Annotated in this window: 19 protein-coding genes and 1 pseudogene; 8 read left to right on the top strand and 12 right to left on the bottom strand. The window is 68.3% G+C overall.

Features of this window, described 5'->3' with window-relative positions:
- Positions 1-63 precede the first annotated feature (63 nt).
- Together ACIPV2_RS04445 and ACIPV2_RS04440 are read right to left on the bottom strand one after the other, a co-directional pair.
- Entirely contained in the window at positions 64-1098 is a 1035-nt protein-coding gene (locus ACIPV2_RS04445) for an aldo/keto reductase (protein WP_400839919.1), read from the bottom strand.
- A 207-nt stretch (positions 1099-1305) separates the two neighbouring features.
- Positions 1306-3573 carry a polyribonucleotide nucleotidyltransferase gene (locus tag ACIPV2_RS04440; protein WP_400838868.1) on the bottom strand — a complete coding sequence of 756 codons (2268 nt, stop codon included), beginning with the start codon at positions 3571-3573 and terminating at the stop codon, positions 1306-1308.
- A gap of 298 nt (positions 3574-3871) precedes the next feature.
- Between ACIPV2_RS04440 and ACIPV2_RS04435 the strand changes: the two genes are divergently transcribed.
- The gene (locus ACIPV2_RS04435) at positions 3872-4045 is read left to right on the top strand and encodes a DUF5302 domain-containing protein (RefSeq protein WP_157823502.1); all 174 of its coding nucleotides are present in this window, start codon (positions 3872-3874) and stop codon (positions 4043-4045) included.
- Positions 4046-4138: 93 nt separating this feature from the next.
- On the opposite strand, the gene ACIPV2_RS04430 is transcribed toward ACIPV2_RS04435, so the two are convergent.
- Both ACIPV2_RS04430 and ACIPV2_RS04425 read right to left on the bottom strand, forming a co-directional pair.
- Entirely contained in the window at positions 4139-4783 is a 645-nt protein-coding gene (locus ACIPV2_RS04430; protein WP_400838866.1) for an FMN reductase, read from the bottom strand.
- A gap of 1 nt (position 4784) precedes the next feature.
- Positions 4785-5984, bottom strand: a complete 1200-nt coding sequence (locus tag ACIPV2_RS04425; RefSeq protein WP_400839917.1) for an LLM class flavin-dependent oxidoreductase — start codon at positions 5982-5984, stop codon at positions 4785-4787.
- Positions 5985-6119: 135 nt separating this feature from the next.
- On the opposite strand from ACIPV2_RS04425, the gene ACIPV2_RS04420 reads away from it, so the two are divergent.
- A complete protein-coding gene (locus tag ACIPV2_RS04420; RefSeq protein WP_400838864.1) occupies positions 6120-7250 on the top strand; it encodes an acyltransferase family protein in 1131 nt (376 codons plus the stop codon).
- 86 nt (positions 7251-7336) lie between these two features.
- A complete protein-coding gene (locus ACIPV2_RS04415; RefSeq protein ID WP_400838862.1) occupies positions 7337-8344 on the top strand; it encodes an isopenicillin N synthase family dioxygenase in 1008 nt (335 codons plus the stop codon).
- 68 nt (positions 8345-8412) lie between these two features.
- Here the strand turns inward: ACIPV2_RS04415 and rpsO are convergent, their stop codons facing one another.
- Entirely contained in the window at positions 8413-8682 is a 270-nt protein-coding gene (gene rpsO, locus ACIPV2_RS04410; RefSeq protein ID WP_071642334.1) for a 30S ribosomal protein S15, read from the bottom strand.
- 205 nt (positions 8683-8887) lie between these two features.
- On the opposite strand from rpsO, the pseudogene ACIPV2_RS04405 reads away from it, so the two are divergent.
- A pseudogene (locus ACIPV2_RS04405) lies at positions 8888-10113 on the top strand (MFS transporter).
- Positions 10114-10155: 42 nt separating this feature from the next.
- On the opposite strand, the gene ACIPV2_RS04400 reads toward ACIPV2_RS04405, so the two are convergent.
- Positions 10156-10704 (bottom strand): YceI family protein, encoded by a 549-nt coding sequence (locus ACIPV2_RS04400; protein WP_400838859.1) that lies wholly within the window; start codon positions 10702-10704, stop codon positions 10156-10158.
- Positions 10705-10852: 148 nt separating this feature from the next.
- Positions 10853-11221 carry an FKBP-type peptidyl-prolyl cis-trans isomerase gene (locus ACIPV2_RS04395; RefSeq protein ID WP_101187031.1) on the bottom strand — a complete coding sequence of 123 codons (369 nt, stop codon included), beginning with the start codon at positions 11219-11221 and terminating at the stop codon, positions 10853-10855.
- A gap of 140 nt (positions 11222-11361) precedes the next feature.
- Between ACIPV2_RS04395 and ACIPV2_RS04390 the strand changes: the two genes are divergently transcribed.
- Both ACIPV2_RS04390 and ACIPV2_RS04385 read left to right on the top strand, forming a co-directional pair.
- A complete protein-coding gene (locus tag ACIPV2_RS04390; RefSeq protein WP_400838857.1) occupies positions 11362-12153 on the top strand; it encodes a GntR family transcriptional regulator in 792 nt (263 codons plus the stop codon).
- 31 nt (positions 12154-12184) lie between these two features.
- On the top strand, positions 12185-12892 hold the full coding sequence (locus ACIPV2_RS04385; RefSeq protein WP_400838855.1) for a cache domain-containing protein: 708 nt from the start codon (positions 12185-12187) through the stop codon (positions 12890-12892).
- A gap of 143 nt (positions 12893-13035) precedes the next feature.
- Here ACIPV2_RS04385 and ACIPV2_RS04380 read toward each other — a convergent pair whose 3' ends face one another.
- Positions 13036-14121: a PrsW family intramembrane metalloprotease gene (locus tag ACIPV2_RS04380; RefSeq protein ID WP_400838853.1), complete on the bottom strand. Its 1086-nt coding sequence runs from the start codon at positions 14119-14121 to the stop codon at positions 13036-13038.
- 176 nt (positions 14122-14297) lie between these two features.
- Here ACIPV2_RS04380 and ACIPV2_RS04375 point away from each other — a divergent pair, with 176 nt between their 5' ends.
- Positions 14298-15167 (top strand): fumarylacetoacetate hydrolase family protein, encoded by an 870-nt coding sequence (locus ACIPV2_RS04375; RefSeq protein ID WP_400838851.1) that lies wholly within the window; start codon positions 14298-14300, stop codon positions 15165-15167.
- A 63-nt stretch (positions 15168-15230) separates the two neighbouring features.
- Here the strand turns inward: ACIPV2_RS04375 and ACIPV2_RS04370 are convergent, their stop codons facing one another.
- The 4 genes from ACIPV2_RS04370 to ACIPV2_RS04355 all read right to left on the bottom strand — a co-directional run bounded on the left by ACIPV2_RS04370 (position 15231) and on the right by ACIPV2_RS04355 (position 19504).
- A complete protein-coding gene (locus ACIPV2_RS04370) occupies positions 15231-16691 on the bottom strand; it encodes an aspartate ammonia-lyase (RefSeq protein WP_101187036.1) in 1461 nt (486 codons plus the stop codon).
- Between the two features lie 61 nt (positions 16692-16752).
- On the bottom strand, positions 16753-17661 hold the full coding sequence (locus ACIPV2_RS04365; protein WP_400838849.1) for a phosphodiesterase: 909 nt from the start codon (positions 17659-17661) through the stop codon (positions 16753-16755).
- A 41-nt stretch (positions 17662-17702) separates the two neighbouring features.
- Positions 17703-18032 (bottom strand): peptidase, encoded by a 330-nt coding sequence (locus ACIPV2_RS04360; protein WP_101187038.1) that lies wholly within the window; start codon positions 18030-18032, stop codon positions 17703-17705.
- Positions 18029-19504: an anion permease gene (locus ACIPV2_RS04355; RefSeq protein ID WP_400838846.1), complete on the bottom strand. Its 1476-nt coding sequence runs from the start codon at positions 19502-19504 to the stop codon at positions 18029-18031. The genes ACIPV2_RS04360 and ACIPV2_RS04355 overlap by 4 nt, the downstream gene beginning before the upstream one ends.
- A 150-nt stretch (positions 19505-19654) precedes the next feature.
- Between ACIPV2_RS04355 and ACIPV2_RS04350 the strand changes: the two genes are divergently transcribed.
- Positions 19655-21775: a S9 family peptidase gene (locus tag ACIPV2_RS04350; protein ID WP_400838844.1), complete on the top strand. Its 2121-nt coding sequence runs from the start codon at positions 19655-19657 to the stop codon at positions 21773-21775.
- Positions 21776-21934 lie beyond the last annotated feature (159 nt).

The raw sequence follows: 21934 nt of genomic DNA, 5'->3' as shown, positions 1-21934 counted from the left end.
CCAGCTTAGGTCACGGCGCCGACACGCCGCCGAGGCGCGACACGATGCGCACAGTCTGTGCGCTCACTCGCCGGCGCGGGTGAGCTCGGCGACCTGCGAGCGCAGCAGCGAGACGCCGGCGCCCTGCATGAGCTCTTCGACGTGCTGCGGTGCGAACGCGTTCACGATCGGCGCCACCACCGTGCGCTGCGCGAGCAGCCACGCGATCGACACGGCCGCGACGGGCACCGACAGCTCGGCCGCGATGCGGTCGAGCACCCGCAGGACGCGGATGCCACGGCGGTTGAGATTGCCCTTCATCTGCTCGCCCCGCACGCCGACGGCGGCGGACTTGCTGCGGTGCTGGCCGGAGAGGAATCCGTGCTCGAGCGCGTGCGAAGGCGTGACGGCGAGGTTCTGAGCCCCGGCCACCAGGCGCAGATCGCCCTCGAATCCCCCACGTCGCACGAGGTTGTAGGGCTCATCGACCACCTCGATGCGCGGGTATCCGGCCGAGGCGAGGATACGCGCCTCGACGAGTCGCTCCGCAGGGAAGCGGAACGCGCCCACCGAGCGGATCTTCCCGGCATCGCGCAGCCACTCCACCGTCGCGAGAGTGTCTTCCAGCACCGAGCTGCTGTCGAGCGTGGCGTCCAGGTACAGCACGTCGATGCAGTCGACGGCGAGTCGCGTCAGCGAGCCCTCGACCGCACGGACGAGGTTCACCGAGCCGAGACCGGGGTTGTCGGCGTGAGAGCCGACGCGCACGCTCAGGCTGATCCGGTCGCGGATGCCGCGGGCGCGAAGCCACTGCCCGATGATGTGCTCGCTGCGTCCACCCGAGAACCCATCGGCCGTGTGCACCGCGTTGCCGCCGAATTCGACGTAGCGGTCGAGGATATGGCTGCTGGTGAGCTGATCGATGCTCCAGCCGAACTCGGCGGCGCCGAGCATGAGCGGGAAGATCGAGAGCCCCGTCTCGCCGAGCGGCACTCGGATGCCTTCGCCGACGCCGGGTCCGACCACGGGGATCGGCGCAGAGGGATGCGAGTCGAAGCCGGGCGCGGTGCTGGTCGGCGCGCCGGCCGTGTCGGCTGCTCCTGTGCCGAAGAGCTTCACATCGCCACCCCCGTAGCTGCGCACCTCTGGTGCGTACTTCGAGGGTAGGCGAGTGCAGACCCGGTTCCGGTCACGACAGCAGCGCGCGTGGGAAGTTCTCGTAACGGTTCGATCACATCGGATACGAAAGAACCCGGGGTCGCGGCGATGTGCGCACGATCCCGGGTTCCTCGATCATGGATGCTGCTCAGCAGACATCCGGACGGCTCACGCCTCAGCGGTCTCCGACTCGCCCTCAGCGACGGCGTCCTCGATGACAGGCTCGAGCGACAGCTTGCCGCGGTCGTCGATCTTGGTGATCTTCACCAGGATCTTCTGGCCGACCGAGAGCACGTCGTCGACGTTCTCGACGCGCTTGCCACCGGCGAGCTTGCGCACCTCGGTGACGTGCAGCAGTCCGTCCTTGCCGGGCAGCAGCGACACGAAGGCGCCGAAGGTGGCGATCTTCACGACGGTGCCGAGGAACTGCTCGCCGACCTCCGGGTTGGTGGGGTTGGCGATCGCGTTCACCTGGGCGCGGGCGGCCTCAGCCGACGGGCCATCGGTCGCGCCGATGTAGACGGTGCCGTCCTCCTCGATGGAGATCTGCGCGCCCGTCTCGTCCTGGATGGCGTTGATCGTCTTGCCCTTGGGCCCGATGAGCTCGCCGATCTTGTCGACCGGGATCTGCACGCTGATGACGCGCGGCGCGGTCGGCGCCATCTCGTCGGGAGCGTCGATCGCGGCGTTCAGCACGTTGAGGATCGTCAGGCGAGCGTCGCGCGCCTGGGTCAGCGCGCCGGCGAGCACCGACGACGGGATGCCGTCGAGCTTGGTGTCGAGCTGGATCGCCGTGACGAACTCGCTGGTTCCCGCGACCTTGAAGTCCATGTCGCCGAGGGCGTCCTCTGCGCCGAGGATGTCGGTGAGCGCCGCGTAGCGGGTCTCACCGTCGACCTCGTCGGACACCAGGCCCATGGCGATGCCGGCGACGGGTGCGCGCAGCGGCACGCCGGCGTTCAGCAGCGACAGGGTCGACGCGCAGACCGAGCCCATCGAGGTGGAGCCGTTGGAGCTCAGCGCCTCGGAGACCTGGCGGATCGCGTAGGGGAACTCCTCGCGCGAGGGCAGCACCGGCACGAGCGCGCGCTCGGCGAGGAAGCCGTGCCCGATCTCGCGACGCTTCGGCGACCCGACGCGACCGGTCTCACCGGTCGAGTAGGGCGGGAAGTTGTAGTGGTGCAGGTAGCGCTTGCTGGTGGTGGGCGACAGCGAGTCGATCTGCTGCTCCATCTTGAGCATGTTCAGCGTGGTGACGCCCAGGATCTGGGTCTCACCGCGCTGGAAGATCGCCGAGCCGTGCACGCGCGGGATGACCTGCACCTCTGCGTCGAGCGGGCGGATGTCGGCGAGACCGCGGCCGTCCATGCGAACACCCTCGGTGAGGATGCGTCCGCGGACGATCTTCTTGGTGACCGACTTGTACGCCGCGGAGAACTCCAGCGGGGCACCGGCAGGCAGCGTGCCCGCCTCGGTGGCCTCGATGAGCTCAGCCTTGACACGGTCCTTGACCGCGTCGTCGGCGTTCTGGCGCTCCTGCTTGTCGGCGATCTGGTAGACGTCCACCAGCTGCGAGTGCGCACGGTCGGCGACGAAGCTGTAAACCTCTTCGCTGTACGGCAGGAAGACCGGGTACACGCCCGGCTCCTTCGATGCGGTGGCGGCCAGCTCGGCCTGAGCCTTGACCAGCTGCGCGATGAACGGCTTGGAGGCCTCGAGACCCTGCGCGACGATGTCCTCGTTGGGCTTGGTGGCGCCGGCCTTGATCAGGTTCCAGCTGCCCTCCGTCGCCTCGGCCTCGACCATCATGATCGCGACGTCTTCGGACCCGTCGGCCTTGGTGACGACGCGGCCCGCGACGATCAGGTCGAACACGGCCTCGGAGACCTGCTCGGCGGTGGGGAACGCGACCCACTGGTCGGCGTGCTCGCCGTGACCGGGGATGAACGCAAGACGCACACCGGCGATCGGGCCGGAGAACGGCAGACCCGAGATCTGGGTCGACGCGGAGGCGGCGTTGATCGCCAGTGCGTCGTAGTACTCGCCGGGGGCGATCGACAGCACGGTGATGACGATCTGGACCTCGTTGCGCAGGCCGTCGACGAACGACGGGCGCAGCGGACGGTCGATCAGACGGCAGACGAGGATCGCCTCGGTGGAGGGGCGGCCCTCGCGACGGAAGAACGAGCCGGGGATCTTGCCGGCGGCGTAGGAGCGCTCCTCGACGTCGACCGTCAGCGGGAAGAAGTCGAAGCCCTCGCGCGGGTGCTTGCCCGCGCTGGTGGCCGACAGGAGCATGGTCTCGTCGTCGAGGTAGGCCGCGACCGAGCCCTGAGCCTGCTGGGCGAGGCGTCCGGTCTCGAAGCGGACGGTGCGGGTGCCGAAGCGGCCGTTGTCGAGAACGGCCTCGGTGGCGGTGATTTCAGGACCTTCCAAGAGGTCTCTCCTTCTTTGTTTAGGCTCGCTCGCCCGTGTGGCGCGCGAGTTATCGCGAAGGAGCGGATGCGGGCAGATATAAGCGCGCGGGGATCCCCGCTGATCTCGCCTGCGCTGGCCACCAGTAGAAGACCACCCGGCGCATGTGCGACGAGGAACCCACCACAGGGGACCAGCTTCTCAGCCGACCGCTCCGTGAATCGATGTGAAGTTGTGCGGCGCAGAATGCACCACTGTCGATCGTAGCAGTCGAGGCGTTCACCCGCGGCCGACGCCGTCTTCGCCTAGGCTGACGAGCATGAGCGAAGACAAGGCAGTCTCTTCCGAGGAGATGAAGCGCAAGTTCAGGGAAGCGCTCGACAAGAAGAATGCGCACAATCGGGGCGGAGAGTCGCATCTGGACGGCGACTCCGCCGTGCATGCCACCCACGCGCCGCAGATGAAGCGCGAGTTCCGCCGCAAGAGCGGCTGAGCTGCTTCCGAATCAACGGCGAAGGGCTGCGACAGGAATGTCGCAGCCCTTCGCCGTTCACTCTCCCGAGTGGTTCGCCCCGGCCGTGAGCGCTCACTCCCCGGCGAGTCCGCCGAGCATGTGCCCGAATGAGCGTCCCTCCCCGAGGTAGGTGGCGGGATCGTACGGGTCGACGACCTCCGCAGCGCCGCGCCTGGAGATCGCCTCGGCGAGCTCCTTCGCGCCCTTCTCGACGCGCTTGGCGAGCGGGGCGACCTCGTCTCCTGCACCGCCCCAGTCGCTGGATGCCGCGAACACTCCTGTGGAGACCGCCTCGGCATGCAGGTAGGCGAACAGCGGGCGGATCGCGTAGTCGATCGCCAGCGAATGCCGGGGGGTGCCGGCGTTCGCGCCGATCAGCACGGGTTTGCCCGTCAGGGCATCCGGGTCGAGAACGTCGATGAACGACTTGAAGAGCCCGGAATAGCTCGTGGAGAAGATCGGCGTCACCGCGATCAGCGCATCGGCGGACACGACCGTGTTGATCGCGGTCTCCAGCGCGGGCGGGGCGAAGCCGGTGAGGAGGTTGTTGGTGATGTCGTGCGCGAGGTCGCGCAGCTCGATCACGTCGACCTTCACGGCGATATCCCGCTCGCGCAGCGCCTTCGCGGTCTCCGCCGCGAGGCGGTCCGCCAGCATGCGGGTGGATGAGGGATTGGACAGGCCCGCGGAGACGACGGCGATGCGACGCTCGCTCATGTCACGCGTCCTTCCGGCCGAGGCCGAAGGCTGCACCGGCGGCGACCGGCGCATCCTGATACGGGGATCCGGCGGTGAGGTTGTCTCCGCGGTTCGCCGACGGGCGCGCCTGTCGCGAAGGCCCCTCACCGTAGACGGCGCGCACTCGGGCGGCATGGGTGGGGGCATCCGGAACCGTCTCAGGACGGTTCTTCGCGAGCTCGCGACGCAGCACCGGCACGACCTCGCCGCCCAGGATGTCGAGCTGCTCGAGCACGGTCTTCAGCGGGAGTCCGGCGTGGTCGATGAGGAACAGCTGACGCTGGAAGTCGCCGAACGTGTCGCGCATCGACGCATAGCGGTCGATGACCTGCTGCGGCGATCCGACGGTCAGCGGCGTCATCTCGGTGAAGTCCTCCATGCTGGGGCCGTGACCGTAGACGGGCGCGTTGTCGAAGTAGGGGCGGAACTGCGTCACCGCATCCTGCGAGCGGGCGGCCATGAAGACCTGTCCCCCGATGCCGACGATGGCCTGCTCGGGCGTGCCGTGGCCGTAGTGGGCGTACCGCTGCCGGTACAGCTCGATGAGGCGCTGGTAGTGCTCCTTGGGCCAGAAGATGTTGTTCGCGAAGAAGCCGTCACCGTAGTACGCGGCCTGCTCGGCGATCTCGGGCGTGCGGATCGATCCGTGCCAGACGAACGGCGCCACCCCGTCGAGCGGCCGCGGCGTCGCGGTGAAGCCCTGCAAGGAGGTGCGGAACTTCCCCTCCCAGTCGACGACGTCCTCGTCCCACAGCTTGCGCAGCAGGGCGTAGTTCTCGATCGCGAGCGGCAGCCCCTGGCGGATGTCCTTGCCGAACCACGGGTAGACCGGGCCGGTGTTGCCGCGGCCGAGCATGAGATCCATGCGCCCGTCCGAGACGTGCTGCAGCATCGCATACTCCTCGGCGATGCGAACGGGGTCGTTGGTGGTGATCAGCGTCGTCGAGGTCGACACGATCAGCCGCTCGGTCTGAGCGGCGACGTGGGCGAGGAAGGTCGTCGGGCTCGACGACCAGAACGGCGGGTTGTGGTGCTCGCCGATGGCGAAGACGTCGAGGCCGACCTGTTCGGCATGCTTGGCGATCGTCGCCGTCGCCTTGATGCGCTCGGCTTCGCTCGGGGTGGCTCCGGTCGTCGGATCCTGCGTGATGTCGCTGACGGACATGATGCCGAACTGCATCGCGCTCTGCTCGTTCACTGTTCTCTCTCCACTCCGGACCCCCGAAGGCATCCGTTCTATTCACTTGAATGTACTTGATGGAACGCCGAAGCGGCAACATTATTCCCGCAAACCCGCAACCGCTAGCCTCGTGCCATGAGCAGTGCCGAGCATCCGCCCGCGACCGCCTCGACCGGCGCCGTCGCCCGGCCGCGTCGCCGAGTCCCCTTCTGGGACAACGCGCGGTTCGCGTGCATCGTGCTGGTCGTCATCGGGCACGGAACGCAGCGGCTGATCTACGACTCGGATGTCTCGTACGCCTTCTACCTCTGGGTGTACGCGTTCCACATGCCGGCGTTCGCGATCATCTCCGGCTACTTCTCGAAGGCGGGAAGCCCCACGAAGCGCCAGATGGCCCGGGTGATCACCGACATCCTCGTACCGTACGTGATCTTCGAGGGGCTGTGGACGCTCACCAAGTGGCTGGTCGAGGGAAGGGTGGAGCCGAACCTCACGAAGCCCTCCTGGACGCTGTGGTTCCTGCTCGCGCTGGGCATCTTCCGCCTGGTGCTCCCCTACCTCGCCCTGCTGCGGTGGCCTCTCGCCTGGGCCCTCGTGATCTCCGTCGGCGTCGGGTACGTGACGAACGTCGACAGCACGTTCTCGCTCTCGCGGACGCTCGGACTGATGTTCTTCTTCACCCTCGGGTGGTGGCTCAGGGAGCGGGATGTGGTGCGCCGACTGCGTCTCATCGAGTACCGGCCCTGGTGGGTGCGGGCGATCGCAGTCGGGGTGCTCGCGGCGTGGGGCTGCGCCAGCTGGGTGTGGCTGGATGTCTGGAAGGCCATCGACCTCAGGCACTGGCTGTTCTACGACGACTCGTACGCCGATCTCGCCCGTGAGCAGTGGTGGGCCGGCGGCATCCGCCTCGGGCTCATCCTGCTCGCCGTCCTGCTCAGCGCATGCTTCTTCGCGCTGCTGCCGCGCCGGGCGCAGAGCTGGACCACGCTGGGCCAGTACACGATGTACGTGTACCTGCTGCACTCCTTCGTGCTCTACCCGTTCCGCGAGTCGGGAGCGCTGCGCGGGCTGCAGCCCACCTGGATCTGGCTCCCGCTCATCATCGCGGTCGCCGTCGGTATCGCGTTCGCACTCTCCTCGAAGCCGGTGCGCGCGCTGTTCCGCCCGCTGATCGAGCCGCGGCCGCACTGGATGTTCCGCGACTCGGAGCTGACGTCGGGAAGCGACCACCGCAGCGACCCCACCGGGTCGCGGCGCAGCCGCTGACCCTCACGCGACTCGCGCCGCTGCCTCACCCGGTAAGAGAAGGCAACATTCGTGCACACCGGCGCACCGAGTCCTAGCGTCGACGCATGACCGATCTCACCCTTCCCATCCTCGACCTGTCACAGCTGGATGCCGGTGACGACTCGGCAGCGCGGTTCCGCGCCGATCTGCGCGCGGCGACCCGCGATGTCGGCTTCTTCTATCTCACCGGCACGGGCATCCCGGCCGACCTGGAGCAGCGGCTGCACCGCGCCGCGCGAGACTTCTTCGCCCTCCCCGACGAGGACAAGCTCGCCATCGAGAACGTGAAGAGCCCGCACTTCCGCGGTTACACGCGCATCGGCGGGGAGCGCACCAAGGGCGCCGTCGACTGGCGCGAGCAGATCGACATCGGCCCGGAGCGGGATGCGGTCGCGGGCGGGCCGGGGTTCAACCGTCTCATCGGACCGAATCTCTGGCCGGAGGCGCAGCCGGAGCTGCGCGCCGTGGTCGCTGAGTGGCACGCCGCCCTCTCCGGCATCGCGCGCAAGCTGCTTCGCGCCTGGGCGCTGGCTCTGGGCGCCGACGAGTCGTACTTCGACGACCACTTCGGTGAGCCGTCCACGCTCATCAAGATCGTCCGCTACCCGGGCACGACCGACCCCGAGCCTCAGCAGGGCGTCGGCGCCCACAAGGACAGCGGCGTGCTCACCCTGCTCTGGGTGGAACCGGGACGCGGCGGCCTGCAGGTCGAGCGCGATGGCGAGTGGGTGGATGCACCGCCCGTCGACGGCGCGTTCGTCGTGAATATCGGCGAGCTGCTCGAGTACGCGACGAACGGCTACCTCAAGGCGACCAACCACCGCGTCGTCTCACCCCGAGCGCCGCACGATCGCCTGTCGATCCCGTTCTTCTTCAACCCCGCTCTCGACACTAAGCTGCCGCTGATCGAGCTGCCGGCTGATCTCGCGGCGCACGCGCGCGGCGTGACCAGGGACCCGGCGAACCCGATTCACAGCCTCTACGGCGAGAACGCGCTGAAATCGCGTCTGCGCGCGCACCCGGACGTCGCCGCGATCCACCACGCCGACCTCGTCGAGGTCGCGCAGGTATGACGAGAGCCGCCCACACCGGTGGGCGGCTCTCCAAGAATGTTCTGCGCGATTGAACGCTGGTCGATGCCTTATCGACGAAGACCGAGACGCTCGATGAGCGAGCGGTAACGGTTGATGTCGACGTCCTGCAGGTAACCCAGCAGGCGACGGCGCTGACCGACGAGCAGGAACAGGCCACGGCGCGAGTGGTGGTCGTGCTTGTGTGCCTTGAGGTGCTCGGTGAGGTCCTTGATGCGCTGCGTCAGCATTGCGACCTGCACCTCGGGGGATCCGGTGTCACCGGGGTGCGTCGCGTACTCTTCGATGATCGCCTTCTTGACGTCTGCTTCCAGTGCCATAGATTCGATCCCCTCTCTGCTTGTTGCGCGGTGCCCGACGCCGAATGCGAGGGCTCTCTTTATCCGCGGCCGATCAAACGGCAACCTCGACAGCTTACCAGCATCCCGGTCGCCTGAAGCGCACCGGTAGCCTCGACGGGTGCAGTTCTCCCGCGCCCACCTGATCGATCTCTCCCCGCTGCGATCCAGCCCTGCTTTCGCACGCATGTGGATCGGCTCGGCCCTTGCCGGGATCGGAGGCCAGCTCACGATCGTGACCGTGATGCTGCACGTCTTCGAGCTCACGGGCAGCACGTTCGCCGTCTCGATGATCGCGGTGGCGGGTCTCGTGCCGATGATCCTCGCCGGGCTCTACGGCGGGATGCTGGCCGATGCCTTCGACCGCAGGCGCGTGGCTCTTATCGCTGCGACCGTCGCGTTCGCGGCGACCGTGCTGCTGTCGGTGCTGACGTGGACGCGCGCCGAGACGATCTGGTGGCTGTACGGGCTGAGCATGGTCATCGCCGCAGCGAACTCGGTCGGCATGGCGACGCGCACGGCGATCGTGCCGCGCCTGATCCCGCTGAACCAGCTCGCCGCTGCGTCGGCTCTGAACGGCGTCGCCTTCGGCCTGACCGTGATGGTCGGCCCGCGGTGGCGGGCGTGCTCGTCGCGCTCACCGGGTTCGGCTGGACATACACGATCGACGTTGTGCTCATGCTCTGCATGTTCCTGGGCCTGTGGACCCTGCCCGCTCTGCTGCCGGAGGGCGCGATCGTGCGACCGGGACTGACATCCCTCGTCGACGGTTGGCGCTTCCTGCGCCGCGCCGGCAACATCCGCGCCCAGTACCTGCTCGACATCGCCGCCATGACGTTCGGCAACCCGCTCGCCCTCTACCCCGCGCTCGGCACGGTGCTGCTCGGCGGCGGAGCGGTGACGACGGGCCTGCTCACCGCCTCCGTCGCGGTCGGCACGTTCGCGTCGAGTCTGTTTTCGGGCCGGATCGTCCAGTACCGCTGGCACGGCCGCGGAATCGCCAGGGCGGTGCAGGCCTACGGCGCCACGATCGCACTGTTCGGTGCCATCCTCCTCATCGGAGCTTTCCTGCCAGGGGCATCCGAGGACTCCCCCGACGTCCCGCTCATCGTTCTCGCCTGCGTCGCGCTCGCCCTGTCGGGAGCGGCCGACAACATCAGCTCGATCTACCGCAACACGATGATGCAGGCCGCGGTGCCCGACGCGATGCGCGGACGCCTGCAGGGCGTCTTCATCATCGTCGTCGCGGGCGGCCCCCGACTCGGGGCGCTGTACGCCGGCACTCTGGCGACGCTCACCGCGCTGTGGTTCCCGCCGCTGCTGGGCGGGATGCTCGTGATCGGCCTCGCAGTGATGATCGCGCGCCTCACACCCCGCTTCCGCGCCTATGACGCACTGAACCCGGAGGCCTGAACCGCCTGCGGCGGCTCGACCTCCGGGCTCGAGGACGCCGACTCAGGCCTGCAGGGCGCCCTGCAGGTCGAGGTTGATCGTGATGTCCTTGCCGACGAGCACGCCGCCGGTCTCGAGAGCGGCGTTCCAGGTGAGGCCGAAGTCCTCGCGGTTGATCACGGTCGTCGCCGAGGCGCCCGCCTTGTAGTTGCCCCACGGGTCGGAGCCGAAGCCGCCGAAGTCGAACTCGAAGCTGACCGGCTTGGTGATGCCGCGAATGGTGAGGTCTCCGTCGACGAAGAAGTCGCCGTCTTCGACACGGGTTCCGGTGGAGACGAACTCCATGGTCGGGAAGTTCTCGGTGTCGAAGAAGTCCGCCGAGCGCAGGTGCGTGTCGCGTCCCTCGTCGTTGGTGTCGATGGAGGCGACATCGACGGTCGCCTCGACCTTGGCCTCGAGCGGGTTCTCGGGGGCGACGAGGGTGGCGTTCTTGATGCCGAAGGAGCCGCGCACCTTCGAGATCATCATGTGGCGCACGCTGAACGTGACCTCGCTGTGGCTGGGGTCCAGCACCCAGGTGCCGGGGCGGTAGCCGGGGATCTCGATCGACATGTGTGTGTTCTCCTTGACGTTCATCGGCGCGCTCTCGCGCCGTACCGAGGATAACTTGCATTCACCTGCATGTATTCCTCGATGTCCGGATTCATGCAGAAGCCCCCGCCCGCCGAGGCGGACAGGGGCTGTGATCAGCAGATTCGGATCAGCCGACGGCGACGAGATCGATGATGAAGATGAGGCTCTTGCCGGAGAGGAAGTGCCCGCCACCGGCCGGGCCGTACGCCAGGTGCGGCGGGATGACGAGTTCACGGCGACCGCCGACCTTCATGCCGGGGATGCCGTCCTGCCACCCCTGGATCAGGCCGCGCAGCGGGAACTGGATGGTCTCGCCACGACCCCACGACGAGTCGAACTCCTCGCCGGAGTCGTACTCGACACCGGCGTAGTGCACGGTGACGGTGTCGCCGGGCTTCGCCTCGGCGCCATCGCCCTCGATGATGTCGCGGATGACCAGCTCTGCGGGGGCAGGGCCAGTGGGGGCGTCGAACTCTGGCTTCGTGCGTTCAGTCATGGATCCATCCAACCGCGATGCGCGGGCCACGGTCAATGCAGAACGTCCGCTGAGCGCGTAACACACCGACAGGCGAGTGCAGCCGGAAGCTCTCCCGGCCTCAGGCGACACTTCGGAGCCGGCGCGTGGAACAATCCAGTATGGAATCGCTGACGTCTCCCACCGGTGCGCGCGCCGAGCCGGACCGTCAGCGCAGTCGTCAGCCGCATCGGCTTCAGGGCGCGCTGTTCCGGTCGATCGGGGACGAGGGCCGGGCGGAGCTGGTCGTGCGACGTCTGGTTGACGCGATCCACCGCGGCCACCTGCGCGCCGGTGAGCGACTCCCCTCCGAATCCGAGCTCGCCCGCAGCTTCGGAGTGGCACCGGTCACCGTGCGGGAGGCTCTGCTCACCCTGCGCGGTCGAGGGCTGATCGTCACCCGCCGCGGACGCAATGGCGGCAGCTTCGTCGTCGATGACGCCGACCCGCTCGCGTTCGCACGCGACGCGCTGATGCGCACGTCGCGGCTCGCGCTGCGCGATATGGGTGCGCACTACAGCGCGATCACCGCGGCGGCGGTGCGTCTTGCCGCGCGGCGAGCGGACGCGAGCGAGGCCGGTCGCGTGCTGCATCGTCTGGAGCTTCTCGACGACCTGGATGTCGACCAGCAGCGTCGTGTGCTCGACGACGTGCTCGTCGAGCTCGTCTCGCTGAGTCAGTCGGCACGCCTCACCCGCGAGCAGATGAAGCTGCAGGCGGAGTTCTCGCCGTACCTGCGCCTCGCCGCGCCCGACGACGCAGGGCTGCGCAAGCAGGCCGCATCGCTCGCCGACATCATCAGCGCGGTGGAGCAGAGCGATCCCGACACCGCCGGCGTCCGCACCGAACGCCTGGTCGCAGGCGTGATCGACGCCCTGATCCACCTGCAGAGCTCACCCGCCGGCATCTCATGATCATCTCCATCGACGTGCACTGGAGGACGCGATGAACACCCCCGCCACCACTGCCCCCGCTGCGGCCGCGCGGATCGTCGAGGAGTACTTCAGCTCCCCGATCCGCATGCTCGACTCCTGGGTGGGCTCCTGCGCCCATGAGCTCGCGCAGCTTCTCGATGAGGGTGCGCTCACCCGCCCGCGTCTGGATGCGATCGTCGAGCCGTACGCCGAGCGCACTCTGGCTCTGGGCGCCGTGCCGGTGTACGGTGCCGGGTTCATCGCTGCCATCGGCCTTCTCTCCGACGCGCGAAGCCATCTCGCCTGGTGGCAGGGTGAAGGCGGCCGGCAGCTGGTGCTCGCCTCGCAGACGGTGAACAAGGAGTACATCGACTACAGCGAGCTCGAGTGGTACCGCGTTCCGATGAGCACAGGAAGACCGCACATCGCGGGGCCCTACGTCGACTATCTGTGCAGCGACGAGTACACCATCACGATCGCTGTTCCGGCGAGCGCCGGTACCCGTCTGCTGGGCGTCGCCGGACTCGACCTGCTCGTCGCCGAGGTGGAGCGGGAGCTGACTCCCCGCTTCGCCTCGCTGGGCCATCAGGTCACTCTCGTCAACGGCGTCGGGCGCGTCGTGGTCTCCACCGATCCGCGCTGCGCCACGGGGGACTCGGTGCGCGGAAGCCGGCTCTCCGACCTTCCCCGCATGTCCTGCTCGGGCATCGCCCTCGACGTGATCGTCGAGGGCGTCTGAGGTCGCGATCGACGCAGAGGTCTTGACTTCGCCCGGCGTGCGAGGCACCCTGTCTGTGTAGATCAACTCAGCGCCCGGGAGACCAGCAGGCATCGCCGCAGCACCGGGCGCTGAGTGCGTCTGCGCTGGATCGCCCGAGGCGGTCAGTACGCGAGCAGCCGCGCTCTGGCATCCCGGGTGCGCATCAGCAGCGCGTGCTCGTCGGCGGCGGCCAGCGGGTCTCGACCGGTGATCGCCCGCTGGCGCACGGCAGCCAGCGCCGCGGCATCGCGGATGAACGCCTGCATCACGCGGCGTCGGTCGCCGCGAAGACCGGATGCCCACTGCAGACCGGTGCGCCTGCCTGCCGGAGTGGCCAGCATCTCGACCTCCTGGGGCGTGAACCATCCCGCGGTGACGTAATCGCCGAGGCGCAGACGCGTCAGTCGCGCCTCCTCGCGACGCAGCGCCAGAATCGCGATGATGAAGCCGATGAACAGCGGCACCTGCGTGGTGATGTACAGCGCGAGGAAGTCGCCCAGCAGAGAGGAGCCGTTCCAGTACGCGTGCAGTCCGATGGCGCCGACCAGACCTATCGCCCCGGTTCCGACGGCGGAAGCGCTGCTCGCGCCACGTCGCGCGGCGAGCCCGATGGCGAATCCGGTCAGCGCGGTGAACATGGCGTGCGCGAACGGCGAGACGAGTCCGCGGAGGATGAACGTGAGCGTGAGCTCGCCTGCACCGCCAGAGGTGAGGCTGGTGCCGAAGTACTGGATGTTCTCCGTGAACGCGAAGCCCGCACCCACCAGCGCACCGTAGACCACCCCGTCCACCGGGCCGTCGAAAGCCCGGCGGCCGATGACGAACACCAGCAGGACGCCGATGCCCTTGGCGAGCTCCTCGATCACGGGCGCCTGGATGACGGCGGCGAAGAACTCGTTGCGCTGCCCGACCGCCAGCGCGAACGCGACGTCGACGAGCAGAGCGATCCCGGCGCTTGCCACGGCACCCCAGGCCAGGGCGAAGATCACGAGGCTCTTCGGCTCCGGCTCCCATCGATCGATCATCCGCACGCCGGTGAGCACGATCGCAAGCGGCACGAGCGCGAGGACCAGTCCGACGATCGATGCCCCGACCCCGAGGAAGAGCGCGAAGTACGCGATCAGCGCGATCATCACGAACGCGAGCACCCCGAATACCCACACCGAAGCGCTGCGTCCGCGCCTGGCGGGCACTGGCAGGGCCGGCATCGCCGGAGCGGGTGCGGGCGCTGCGGGCGCCGGTGGAGCGTACGGAGAACGCCTGGCGAGCAGGGTCGGGAACGGTTCCGAGGGCTGTGCGGCCGAGGGCCGTCCTCCAAAGCTCATGAGCAAAGCCTAGAGGCCGCCTCTGCCACGGGCGGCACCACGACGGGTAGCGTGGAGTCATGCGTTTCGCCCATCTGAGCGCTCGCGATTCCGAGGCCCTGCAGCTCGCCGTCATCGACGGCGCGGAGGCCACCCTCGTGAGCGACCTCCTCTCCCCCGCTCCCTCGACCCTGCAGCAGCTGATCGAGGGCGGCGACGAGCTGCTCGAGGAGCTGCGCGCCGCATATGCCGCTGACGACGCGCCACGGCATCCGGTGGCCGACCTGCGCTTCGGCCCCGCCGTCGTCGCGCCGCCGGTCATCCTGGCGGTGGGCCTGAACTACGCGGCGCACTCGAGCGAGCTGGGGCTCAAGACCGACACCGCCCCGACCGTCTTCACGCTCTGGCCCAACTCGCTCAGCGCGCACGACAGCACCACCGCATGGCCGCGTGACCTGAGCGAGTCGGTCGACTACGAGGCCGAGCTCGGTGTGATCATCGGCCGCCCCGCGAAGGACGTGACTGCCGACGAGGCGCTCCACGCCGTCTGGGGCTACACCGTCGTCAACGACATCACGGCGCGAGACATCCAGTTCGCCGAGGCGCAGTGGTCGCGCTGCAAGTCGTTCGACGGCTTCACCCCGACCGGCCCTGTGGTCGTCACAGCTGACGAGGTCCCCGACCCGCAGGACCTGCACATCTGGGCCGTCGTCGACGGGCAGACCGTGCAGGATGCGAGCACGGGGCAGATGGTGCGCAGCGTCGCGACGCTGATCGCGCACCTCTCATCGTCCGCGACCCTGCAGCCGGGAACGCTGATCTCCACCGGCAGCCCGGGCGGCGCCGGCTACTCACGGGATCCGCAGATCTTCCTCCGCGACGGCTCCACGGTCACGGTGGGCGTCGACGGCATCGGCGAGCTGACGACGCACTGCCGCACGATCGGCTGATCGCGCCTTCAGAGACAGAAGAGGCGGATGCCCTGCGGCATCCGCCTCTTCTGCTGTCTGTGCTTAAGCTTCGGGGAGATCTTCGGCGGCGATCACGGGGATCGCGGCGGTGACGGTCTCGAGTCCCGAGAGGCGGGCGGGCGAGATCTGCTTCATGACCTCGTCGCGCGACATCAGGCCCGCTTCGACGACCAGGTCGGCCACGTTGCGGTTGGTGAGCAGCGCCGTCTTGGCCAGCGCGGCAGACGCTGCGTAGCCGATGAACGGGGTCAGCGCGGTGACGACGCCGACCGATGCGCCGACCATGGCGCCGAGGCGCTCGCGGTTGGCGGTGATCCCGTCGACGCAGTTCACGCGCAGGGTCCACATCGCCTGACGCATCCACGTGATCGACTGGAAGATCGAGTGCGCGATGACAGGCTCGAAGGCGTTGAGCTGCAGCTGGCCGCCTTCGACGGCCATGGTGACCGTGACGTCTGCACCCGCGACCGCGAACGCGACCTGGTTGACGGCCTCGGGGATCACGGGGTTGACCTTGCCCGGCATGATGCTGGAGCCGGCCTGCATGGCCGGCAGGTTGATCTCGCCGATGCCGGCCTGCGGGCCGGACGAGAGCAGACGCAGGTCGTTGCAGATCTTCGAGAGCTTGATCGCGTTGCGCTTCAGCGACGAGGAGAACGACATGAAGGCGCCGGTGTCGCTGGTGGCCTCGACCAGGTCGGTCGCGGTGCTGAGGTCGAGACGGCTGATCTCGCGCAGGTGCTTCAGCACGGTCGGCGCGTAGTCGGGGTGGGTCGTGATGCCGGTGCCGATGGCCGTGGCGCCCATGTTGATCTCGGTGAGCAGCGAGGCGTTCTCGGTGAGGCGGCTGTGGTCTTCGCCGAGTGTCGTCGCGAAGCCGTGGAACTCCTGGCCGAGCGTCATCGGCACCGCATCCTGCAGCTGGGTGCGGCCGACCTTGAGCACGTCGTGGAACTCATTCGCCTTGCCGAGAAAGGACTTGCGCAGCAGGTCGAGCTCGTCGAGCAGCGAGACGAGGTTCAGCGAGAGGCCGATCTTGACCGCGGTCGGATAGACGTCGTTGGTGGACTGGCTGCGGTTCGTGTGGTCGATCGGCGAGAGGAAGGCGTAGTCGCCCTTCTCGCGGCCCGCCATCTCGAGCGCGATGTTCGTGATGACCTCGTTGGCGTTCATGTTGGTCGAGGTGCCTGCCCCGCCCTGGATGACGCCGACGATGAACTGGTCGTGGAACTCGCCGTCGATCACGCGCTGTGCGGCGGCGTCGATCAGGTCAGCCTTCTCGGGGTCGAGGACCCCGATCTCCTTGTTCGCGCGCGCGCTGGCCTGCTTGACCATCGCGAGGCCGCGCACCAGGTCGGGATAGACCGAGATCGGGCGCTTGGTGATGGGGAAGTTCTGCTCGGCGCGCAGCGTGTGGACGCCGTAGTAGGCGTCTCCCGGGATCTCGATGCTTCCGATCGAATCGGTCTCTGTGCGGGTAAGAACAGGCTCAGACGAGGCCATGTCACATCCTTGTGGGTAGTGGCGATCAGGGATTCGGGGGATGCCCCCAGTCTACGATGCTTCAGCGCGGGGGCTTGCGGGAGAAGGCGTCGAGTCGCTGTTCCGGTGTGAGGGATGCCATTCGCTCTGCCCACTCGCGCGTGAAGTGATCGGCGGTGGGCGCCTCGACAACCGGCACGACGGTGTGCGTGATCGTCTCTGGGTACACGTGCACCAGCTGGAACGACTGCGCGGCATCCATCCCGTTGACCTCGACGGCGGGTCGCGCGACGTTCATCGTGTAGCAGGTGGCGGAGGCGACGCTGACCGGGATGCCCGCGAACACTCCATGCGAGGAGTAGTGCAGGTGACCCGCCAGGATGGCGCGCACGTCGCTCCCCCGCAGCACCTCGGCGAGCTCGTCCTGGTGGCGCAGCTCGAGGATGTCGAACAGCGGGATGTGACTGGGCAGCGGCGGGTGATGCATGGCAAGCACCGTGCCGTGCGGTGCGCGCTCACGCAGCACCTCGCGCAGCCAGTCGAGCTGGGCCGCATCGAGGTCGCCGTGGTGCCAGCCGGGAACGCTCGTGTCCAGGGCGACCAGTCTCAGCCCGCCGAGGTCCCACACGCCGGTGACCGGCTGCTCGGTGGGCTCGAGATCGAGCAGATGCTGCCGCAGCGCGGGCCGCTCGTCGTGATTGCCCGCCACCCAGACGACCGGGCAGCCCAGTTCGGCAGCGAGCGGTTCCACCGCAGCCCGCAGGCGGCGGTAGGCATCCGGCTCACCGAGATCGGCGAGGTCTCCGGTGACGACGATCGCCGCCGGATCGCTGTCCGTGTCACGGATGGCGTCGAGCGTGCGCTGCAGAGTGCTCTCCACGTCGAACCGGTCTGCCAGCCGCGCACCGTCGGCGAGCAGGTGCGGATCGCTGATGTGCACGATGACGTGCGATGCCGGGGGGTGGCTGCCGAATGCGAACGAGGCTGACATGGCCCCAGCCTAGAACCGCCCTCTCCGGCGGTGGATGCCCGTCAGTGACCGACGACGATCAGCAGGATGCCGCCGAGGACCGCCGCGCCGCACAGGATGAAGCATCCGATCGCGGCGGCGAAGGCGAGCGCCTTCTGCCCCTCGCTCAGCGGGCTCTTGCGCGCGGCCTTGGCGGCCTGCTTCGACGCGCGGCGGATCTCCTTCTCGGAGAGCACGGTGATGGCATCCGTGAACTCGGCCGGTGTCACGACCGGGACCCGCCCGGCCCGCACGAGCATCCGCAGACCCAGCGCGTAGAACAGCACGATCGTGCCGGCGCCGACCAGCGCGGCGACGAAGACGTTGACGAAGGCGCCCCAGTCGATGCTCATCGTGCCTCCTCCTGCTCATCCACGGCGATGTCCCACTCGGCGAGCTTGGCCCGCGCCTTCCGGCTCGCGATGGCGCTCTCCCACTCCTGAGCCGCCTGCTCGGCAGCGGCGAACTTCAGCGCCGCCTTCTCGGCCGCGCGCTTCGCCGCCTTGATCTCGGCCGGCGATGCGCCCGCCTTCTTCAGCTTCTTCGCCCGACGGGCCGCGCGCTCGGCCTCATCGGCCTTGCGTTCAGCGCGCTCGAGGGCGCGCATGAGCTCCATGCGGCTGGCGCGGCGGGTGGGAGCCGGCACCTCGGGGTGGTCCACGGCGAGCCCGGACTCCGCGACATCGCTCATGGCGTTCGCTGACGTCACGGCGTTGCGACGCGAGTGCATGAACAGACTCACGATGATCACGAGCGCCAGCACGGCGTCGATCGCCACGCCCCAGTTGCCGAACCAGATGACCAGCAGGGCGGCGAGGGCGCCGACACCGCCCGCCGCAGGAAGCGTGAGCAGCCAGCCGATGGCGATCCGGCCGGCGGTCGCCCAGCGCACCGTCGCACCGCGCCGACCGAGGCCCGAGCCGATGACCGAGCCGGAGGCCACCTGGGTGGTGGAGAGCGCGAAGCCGAGGGCGCTGGAGGCGAGGATGGTCGCGGCGGTGGAGCTCTCGGCGGCGAAGCCCTGTGCGGGCTTCACCTCGGTGAGGCCCTTGCCGAGGGTGCGGATGATGCGCCAGCCGCCGAGGTACGTGCCGAGCGCGATGGTGAACGCGCAGGCGACGATGACCCAGAACTCGGGGTTGTGGTAGTGCTCGCTGCCGGGGTCGCCGGTCTGCCAGCCGATCGTGATCAGCGCCAGCGTGATCACGCCCATCGTCTTCTGCGCGTCGTTGGTTCCGTGGGAGAGCGCCACGAGGGAGGAGGTGAAGATCTGGCCCCAGCGGAAGCCGGAGCGTCCGTCGGGCTTCCCGTCGTACCGGCGCGTCACACCGTAGGCGACCTTGGTCGCGATGAACGCGATGATGCCCGCGGTGAGCGGGGCGATCAGTGCCGGGAGGATGATCTTCGACAGCACCATCCCGAAGTCGATGCCGGTGGCGCCCACGCCGACCAGCGTCGCGCCGATGAGCCCGCCGAACAGGGCGTGGGACGAGCTGGACGGAAGGCCCAGCAGCCACGTGAGCATGTTCCACGTGATGGCGCCGATCAGTCCGGCGAAGATGAGCGGGAGGAAGACCTGCGCGCCCATCTGACTGATCGCGTCTTCGCGGATGATGCCGCCGGAGACGGTCTTCGCGACCTCTGTGGAGAGGAACGCGCCGACGAGGTTGAGCGTCGCAGCGAGAAGCACGGCGGTCTTCGGCTTCAGAGCGCCGGTGGCGATGGGCGTGGCCATCGCGTTCGCCGTGTCGTGGAATCCGTTGGTGAAGTCGAAGAAGAGCGCCAGCGCGATGACCAGCACGACGATGAGGGCTGCGGTTTCCACCGGTCTCTTTCGTTGGGACTGCCAGGGAGGGGCCGAGAGCTCGGCTTGTGACGAACGAAGAGTTCACCGTGGGTGTGTCATCCGTTAAGGACCCGGATGAATCCTCCCATCCTGCCCGTTCGCGGTCAACTCGCCGGGTAGCGTGGCAGGGTGACCGATCCTCGCATCCAGCCGCCCGAGACCGCCCGCCGCATCACCACGCGCTCCCATCACGGCGACGAGTTCGATGACGCCTACGAGTGGCTGCGCCAGAAGGACGACAGCGAGGTCATCGCGCATCTGGAGGCGGAGAACGCCTACACCGATGCGCGAACCGCTCACCTCGCCGGACTGCGCGACACGCTGTTCGAGGAGGTCAGGTCACGGGTGCAGGAGACCGACCTGTCCGTCCCCACCCGACGCGGTGACTGGTGGTTCTACAGCCGTACCGAGGAGGGCGCGCAGTACGGCATCCACTGCCGGACCGCCGCACAGGGCGATGACTGGACCCCGCCCGTGCTCGAGCCAGGCGTGCCGGTGCCAGGCGAGGAGGTGCTGCTCGACGGCAACGTCGAAGCGGCGGGGCACGAGTTCTTCTCGCTGGGCGCGTTCGACGCGTCAGATGACGGCAGGCGACTGCTCTGGTCGGTGGATGCCGAGGGCTCCGAGCTGTACGCCGTGCACGTGCGCGACCTGGCATCCGCGGAGAAGCTCGACGACGTGATCCCGAACACCGGACAGGCGTTCTTCACGCCGGACGGCACGGCGATCCTCTACACGACACGCGACGAGGCCTGGCGACCCGACACTCTGTGGCTGCATCGCATCGGCACTCCGGTGGACGACGACGTCAAGCTCTTCCACGAGCCGGATGAGCGCTTCTGGATGGGCGCCGGCATCACCCGCAGCCGGAAGTACCTGATGATCGGGCTCGGCTCGAAGATCACCAGCGAGGAGCTGCTCGTCGACCTCGCCGCGCTCACCTCCGACCCGCTGACCGTCGAACCGCAGGTCGTGTGGCCGCGCCGTGACGGCGTGGAGTACTCCGTCGATCACGCCGTGGTCGACGGAGAGGACCGGCTGCTGATCCTGCACAACGACGACGCCCTCGACTTCGAGCTCGTCTCGGTCGCGGCATCCGACCCGCAGGGCGAACGGCAGGTGCTGCTTGCACACAAGCAGGGTCGGCGGATCATCGACGTGGACTGCTTCCGCGACTTCGCGACCGTCGAGTATCGCAGCGGGGGTCTGGTGCACTCGGCGATCATGGATCTCGCGACGGGCGCGCTCGACGACGTCGACTTCGACGAGCCGCTGTTCGACGCCTACTTCAGCGGCAACCCCGAGTGGCACTCGCCGTTCCTGCGGATGACGTACACCTCGTTCGTCACGCCGTCGCAGGTGCTCGACCTCGAGGTCGCGACGGGCGAGAAGCATCTGCGCAAGCAGATGGCGGTGCTCGGAGGCTACGACCCGTCCGACTACGGACAGCAGCGGGTGTGGGCGACTGCGCCCGACGGTGCGCAGGTGCCGGTCTCGCTCGTCTGGAAGCGCTCGTTCGGGGACCCCGGCGACGAGCCGCGCGCCGTTCATCTGTACGGCTACGGCTCCTACGAGCACTCCATCGATCCCGGTTTCTCGACCATGCGCCTGTCGATGCTCGACCGCGGTGTGATCTTCGCGGTCGCGCACGTGCGCGGTGGAGGCGAGATGGGCCGCCACTGGTACGAGCAGGGCAAGGAGCTGCACAAGCGCAACACCTTCACCGACTTCGTCGCGTGCGCACAGCACCTCATCGACACCGGGGTGACCGCACCCGAGCGGCTCGTGGCGGAGGGCGGCAGCGCGGGCGGCCTGCTCATGGGCGCGGTGGCGAACCTGGCCCCCGAGCTGTTCGCCGGCATCCTCGCCGGTGTGCCGTTCGTCGATGCACTCACCTCGATCCTCGACCCGTCGCTGCCGCTCACCGTGGTCGAGTGGGACGAATGGGGCGACCCCCTGCATGACCCCGAGGTGTACGCGTACATGAAGTCGTACACGCCGTACGAGAACATCCGCGAGGGTGCGGACTATCCGCGGATCCTGGCGATGACCTCGCTCAACGACACCCGCGTGCTGTATGTCGAGCCGGCGAAGTGGGTCGCTGCTCTGCGATACGCGGGTGCCCAGGACGTGATGATGAAGTGCGAGATGTCGGCTGGGCACGGCGGTGTCAGCGGACGCTACAACTCCTGGCGCGAGCGCGCGTTCGAGATCGCCTGGATGCTGGACGTCCTCGGCCTGGCCGACTGAGGCTGCGTCCTCGGCGCGCCGACTGACGCTCGGCCGCTCGGCGCGCCGAGAACCGGCAACCGGCCCCAGTTCCGGATGCCAGGACGCAGCGCATCCGGATCCCGGGCGCATTGCCGGAGCCGAGGCTGCCGCCTATCACTCTGCACAGGCGGCGAATCC

The sequence above is a fragment of the Microbacterium sp. NPDC089987 genome (genome assembly GCF_044748505.1).
GTDB lineage: Bacteria > Actinomycetota > Actinomycetes > Actinomycetales > Microbacteriaceae > Microbacterium.
The sequence above is the reverse complement of the archived record's forward strand: the minus strand, read 5'-3'. Positions and strand labels throughout refer to the sequence as shown.

Excerpts from the sequence above, each read along its gene's own strand:
- ACIPV2_RS04360 (WP_101187038.1), bottom strand. The coding sequence starts at position 18,032 with ATGAGCATCGACTGGGGCGCCTTCGTCAACGTCTTCGTCGCCGCGCTG.
- ACIPV2_RS04365 (WP_400838849.1), bottom strand. The coding sequence starts at position 17,661 with ATGTCAGCCTCGTTCGCATTCGGCAGCCACCCCCCGGCATCGCACGTC.
- ACIPV2_RS04400 (WP_400838859.1), bottom strand. The coding sequence starts at position 10,704 with ATGTCGATCGAGATCCCCGGCTACCGCCCCGGCACCTGGGTGCTGGAC.
- ACIPV2_RS04420 (WP_400838864.1), top strand. The coding sequence starts at position 6,120 with ATGAGCAGTGCCGAGCATCCGCCCGCGACCGCCTCGACCGGCGCCGTC.
- ACIPV2_RS04380 (WP_400838853.1), bottom strand. The coding sequence starts at position 14,121 with ATGCCGGCCCTGCCAGTGCCCGCCAGGCGCGGACGCAGCGCTTCGGTG.
- rpsO (WP_071642334.1), bottom strand. The coding sequence starts at position 8,682 with ATGGCACTGGAAGCAGACGTCAAGAAGGCGATCATCGAAGAGTACGCG.
- ACIPV2_RS04395 (WP_101187031.1), bottom strand. The coding sequence starts at position 11,221 with ATGACTGAACGCACGAAGCCAGAGTTCGACGCCCCCACTGGCCCTGCC.
- ACIPV2_RS04425 (WP_400839917.1), bottom strand. The coding sequence starts at position 5,984 with ATGCAGTTCGGCATCATGTCCGTCAGCGACATCACGCAGGATCCGACG.
- ACIPV2_RS04435 (WP_157823502.1), top strand. The coding sequence starts at position 3,872 with ATGAGCGAAGACAAGGCAGTCTCTTCCGAGGAGATGAAGCGCAAGTTC.
- ACIPV2_RS04375 (WP_400838851.1), top strand. The coding sequence starts at position 14,298 with ATGCGTTTCGCCCATCTGAGCGCTCGCGATTCCGAGGCCCTGCAGCTC.
- ACIPV2_RS04415 (WP_400838862.1), top strand. The coding sequence starts at position 7,337 with ATGACCGATCTCACCCTTCCCATCCTCGACCTGTCACAGCTGGATGCC.
- ACIPV2_RS04430 (WP_400838866.1), bottom strand. The coding sequence starts at position 4,783 with ATGAGCGAGCGTCGCATCGCCGTCGTCTCCGCGGGCCTGTCCAATCCC.
- ACIPV2_RS04390 (WP_400838857.1), top strand. The coding sequence starts at position 11,362 with ATGGAATCGCTGACGTCTCCCACCGGTGCGCGCGCCGAGCCGGACCGT.
- ACIPV2_RS04385 (WP_400838855.1), top strand. The coding sequence starts at position 12,185 with ATGAACACCCCCGCCACCACTGCCCCCGCTGCGGCCGCGCGGATCGTC.
- ACIPV2_RS04370 (WP_101187036.1), bottom strand. The coding sequence starts at position 16,691 with ATGGCCTCGTCTGAGCCTGTTCTTACCCGCACAGAGACCGATTCGATC.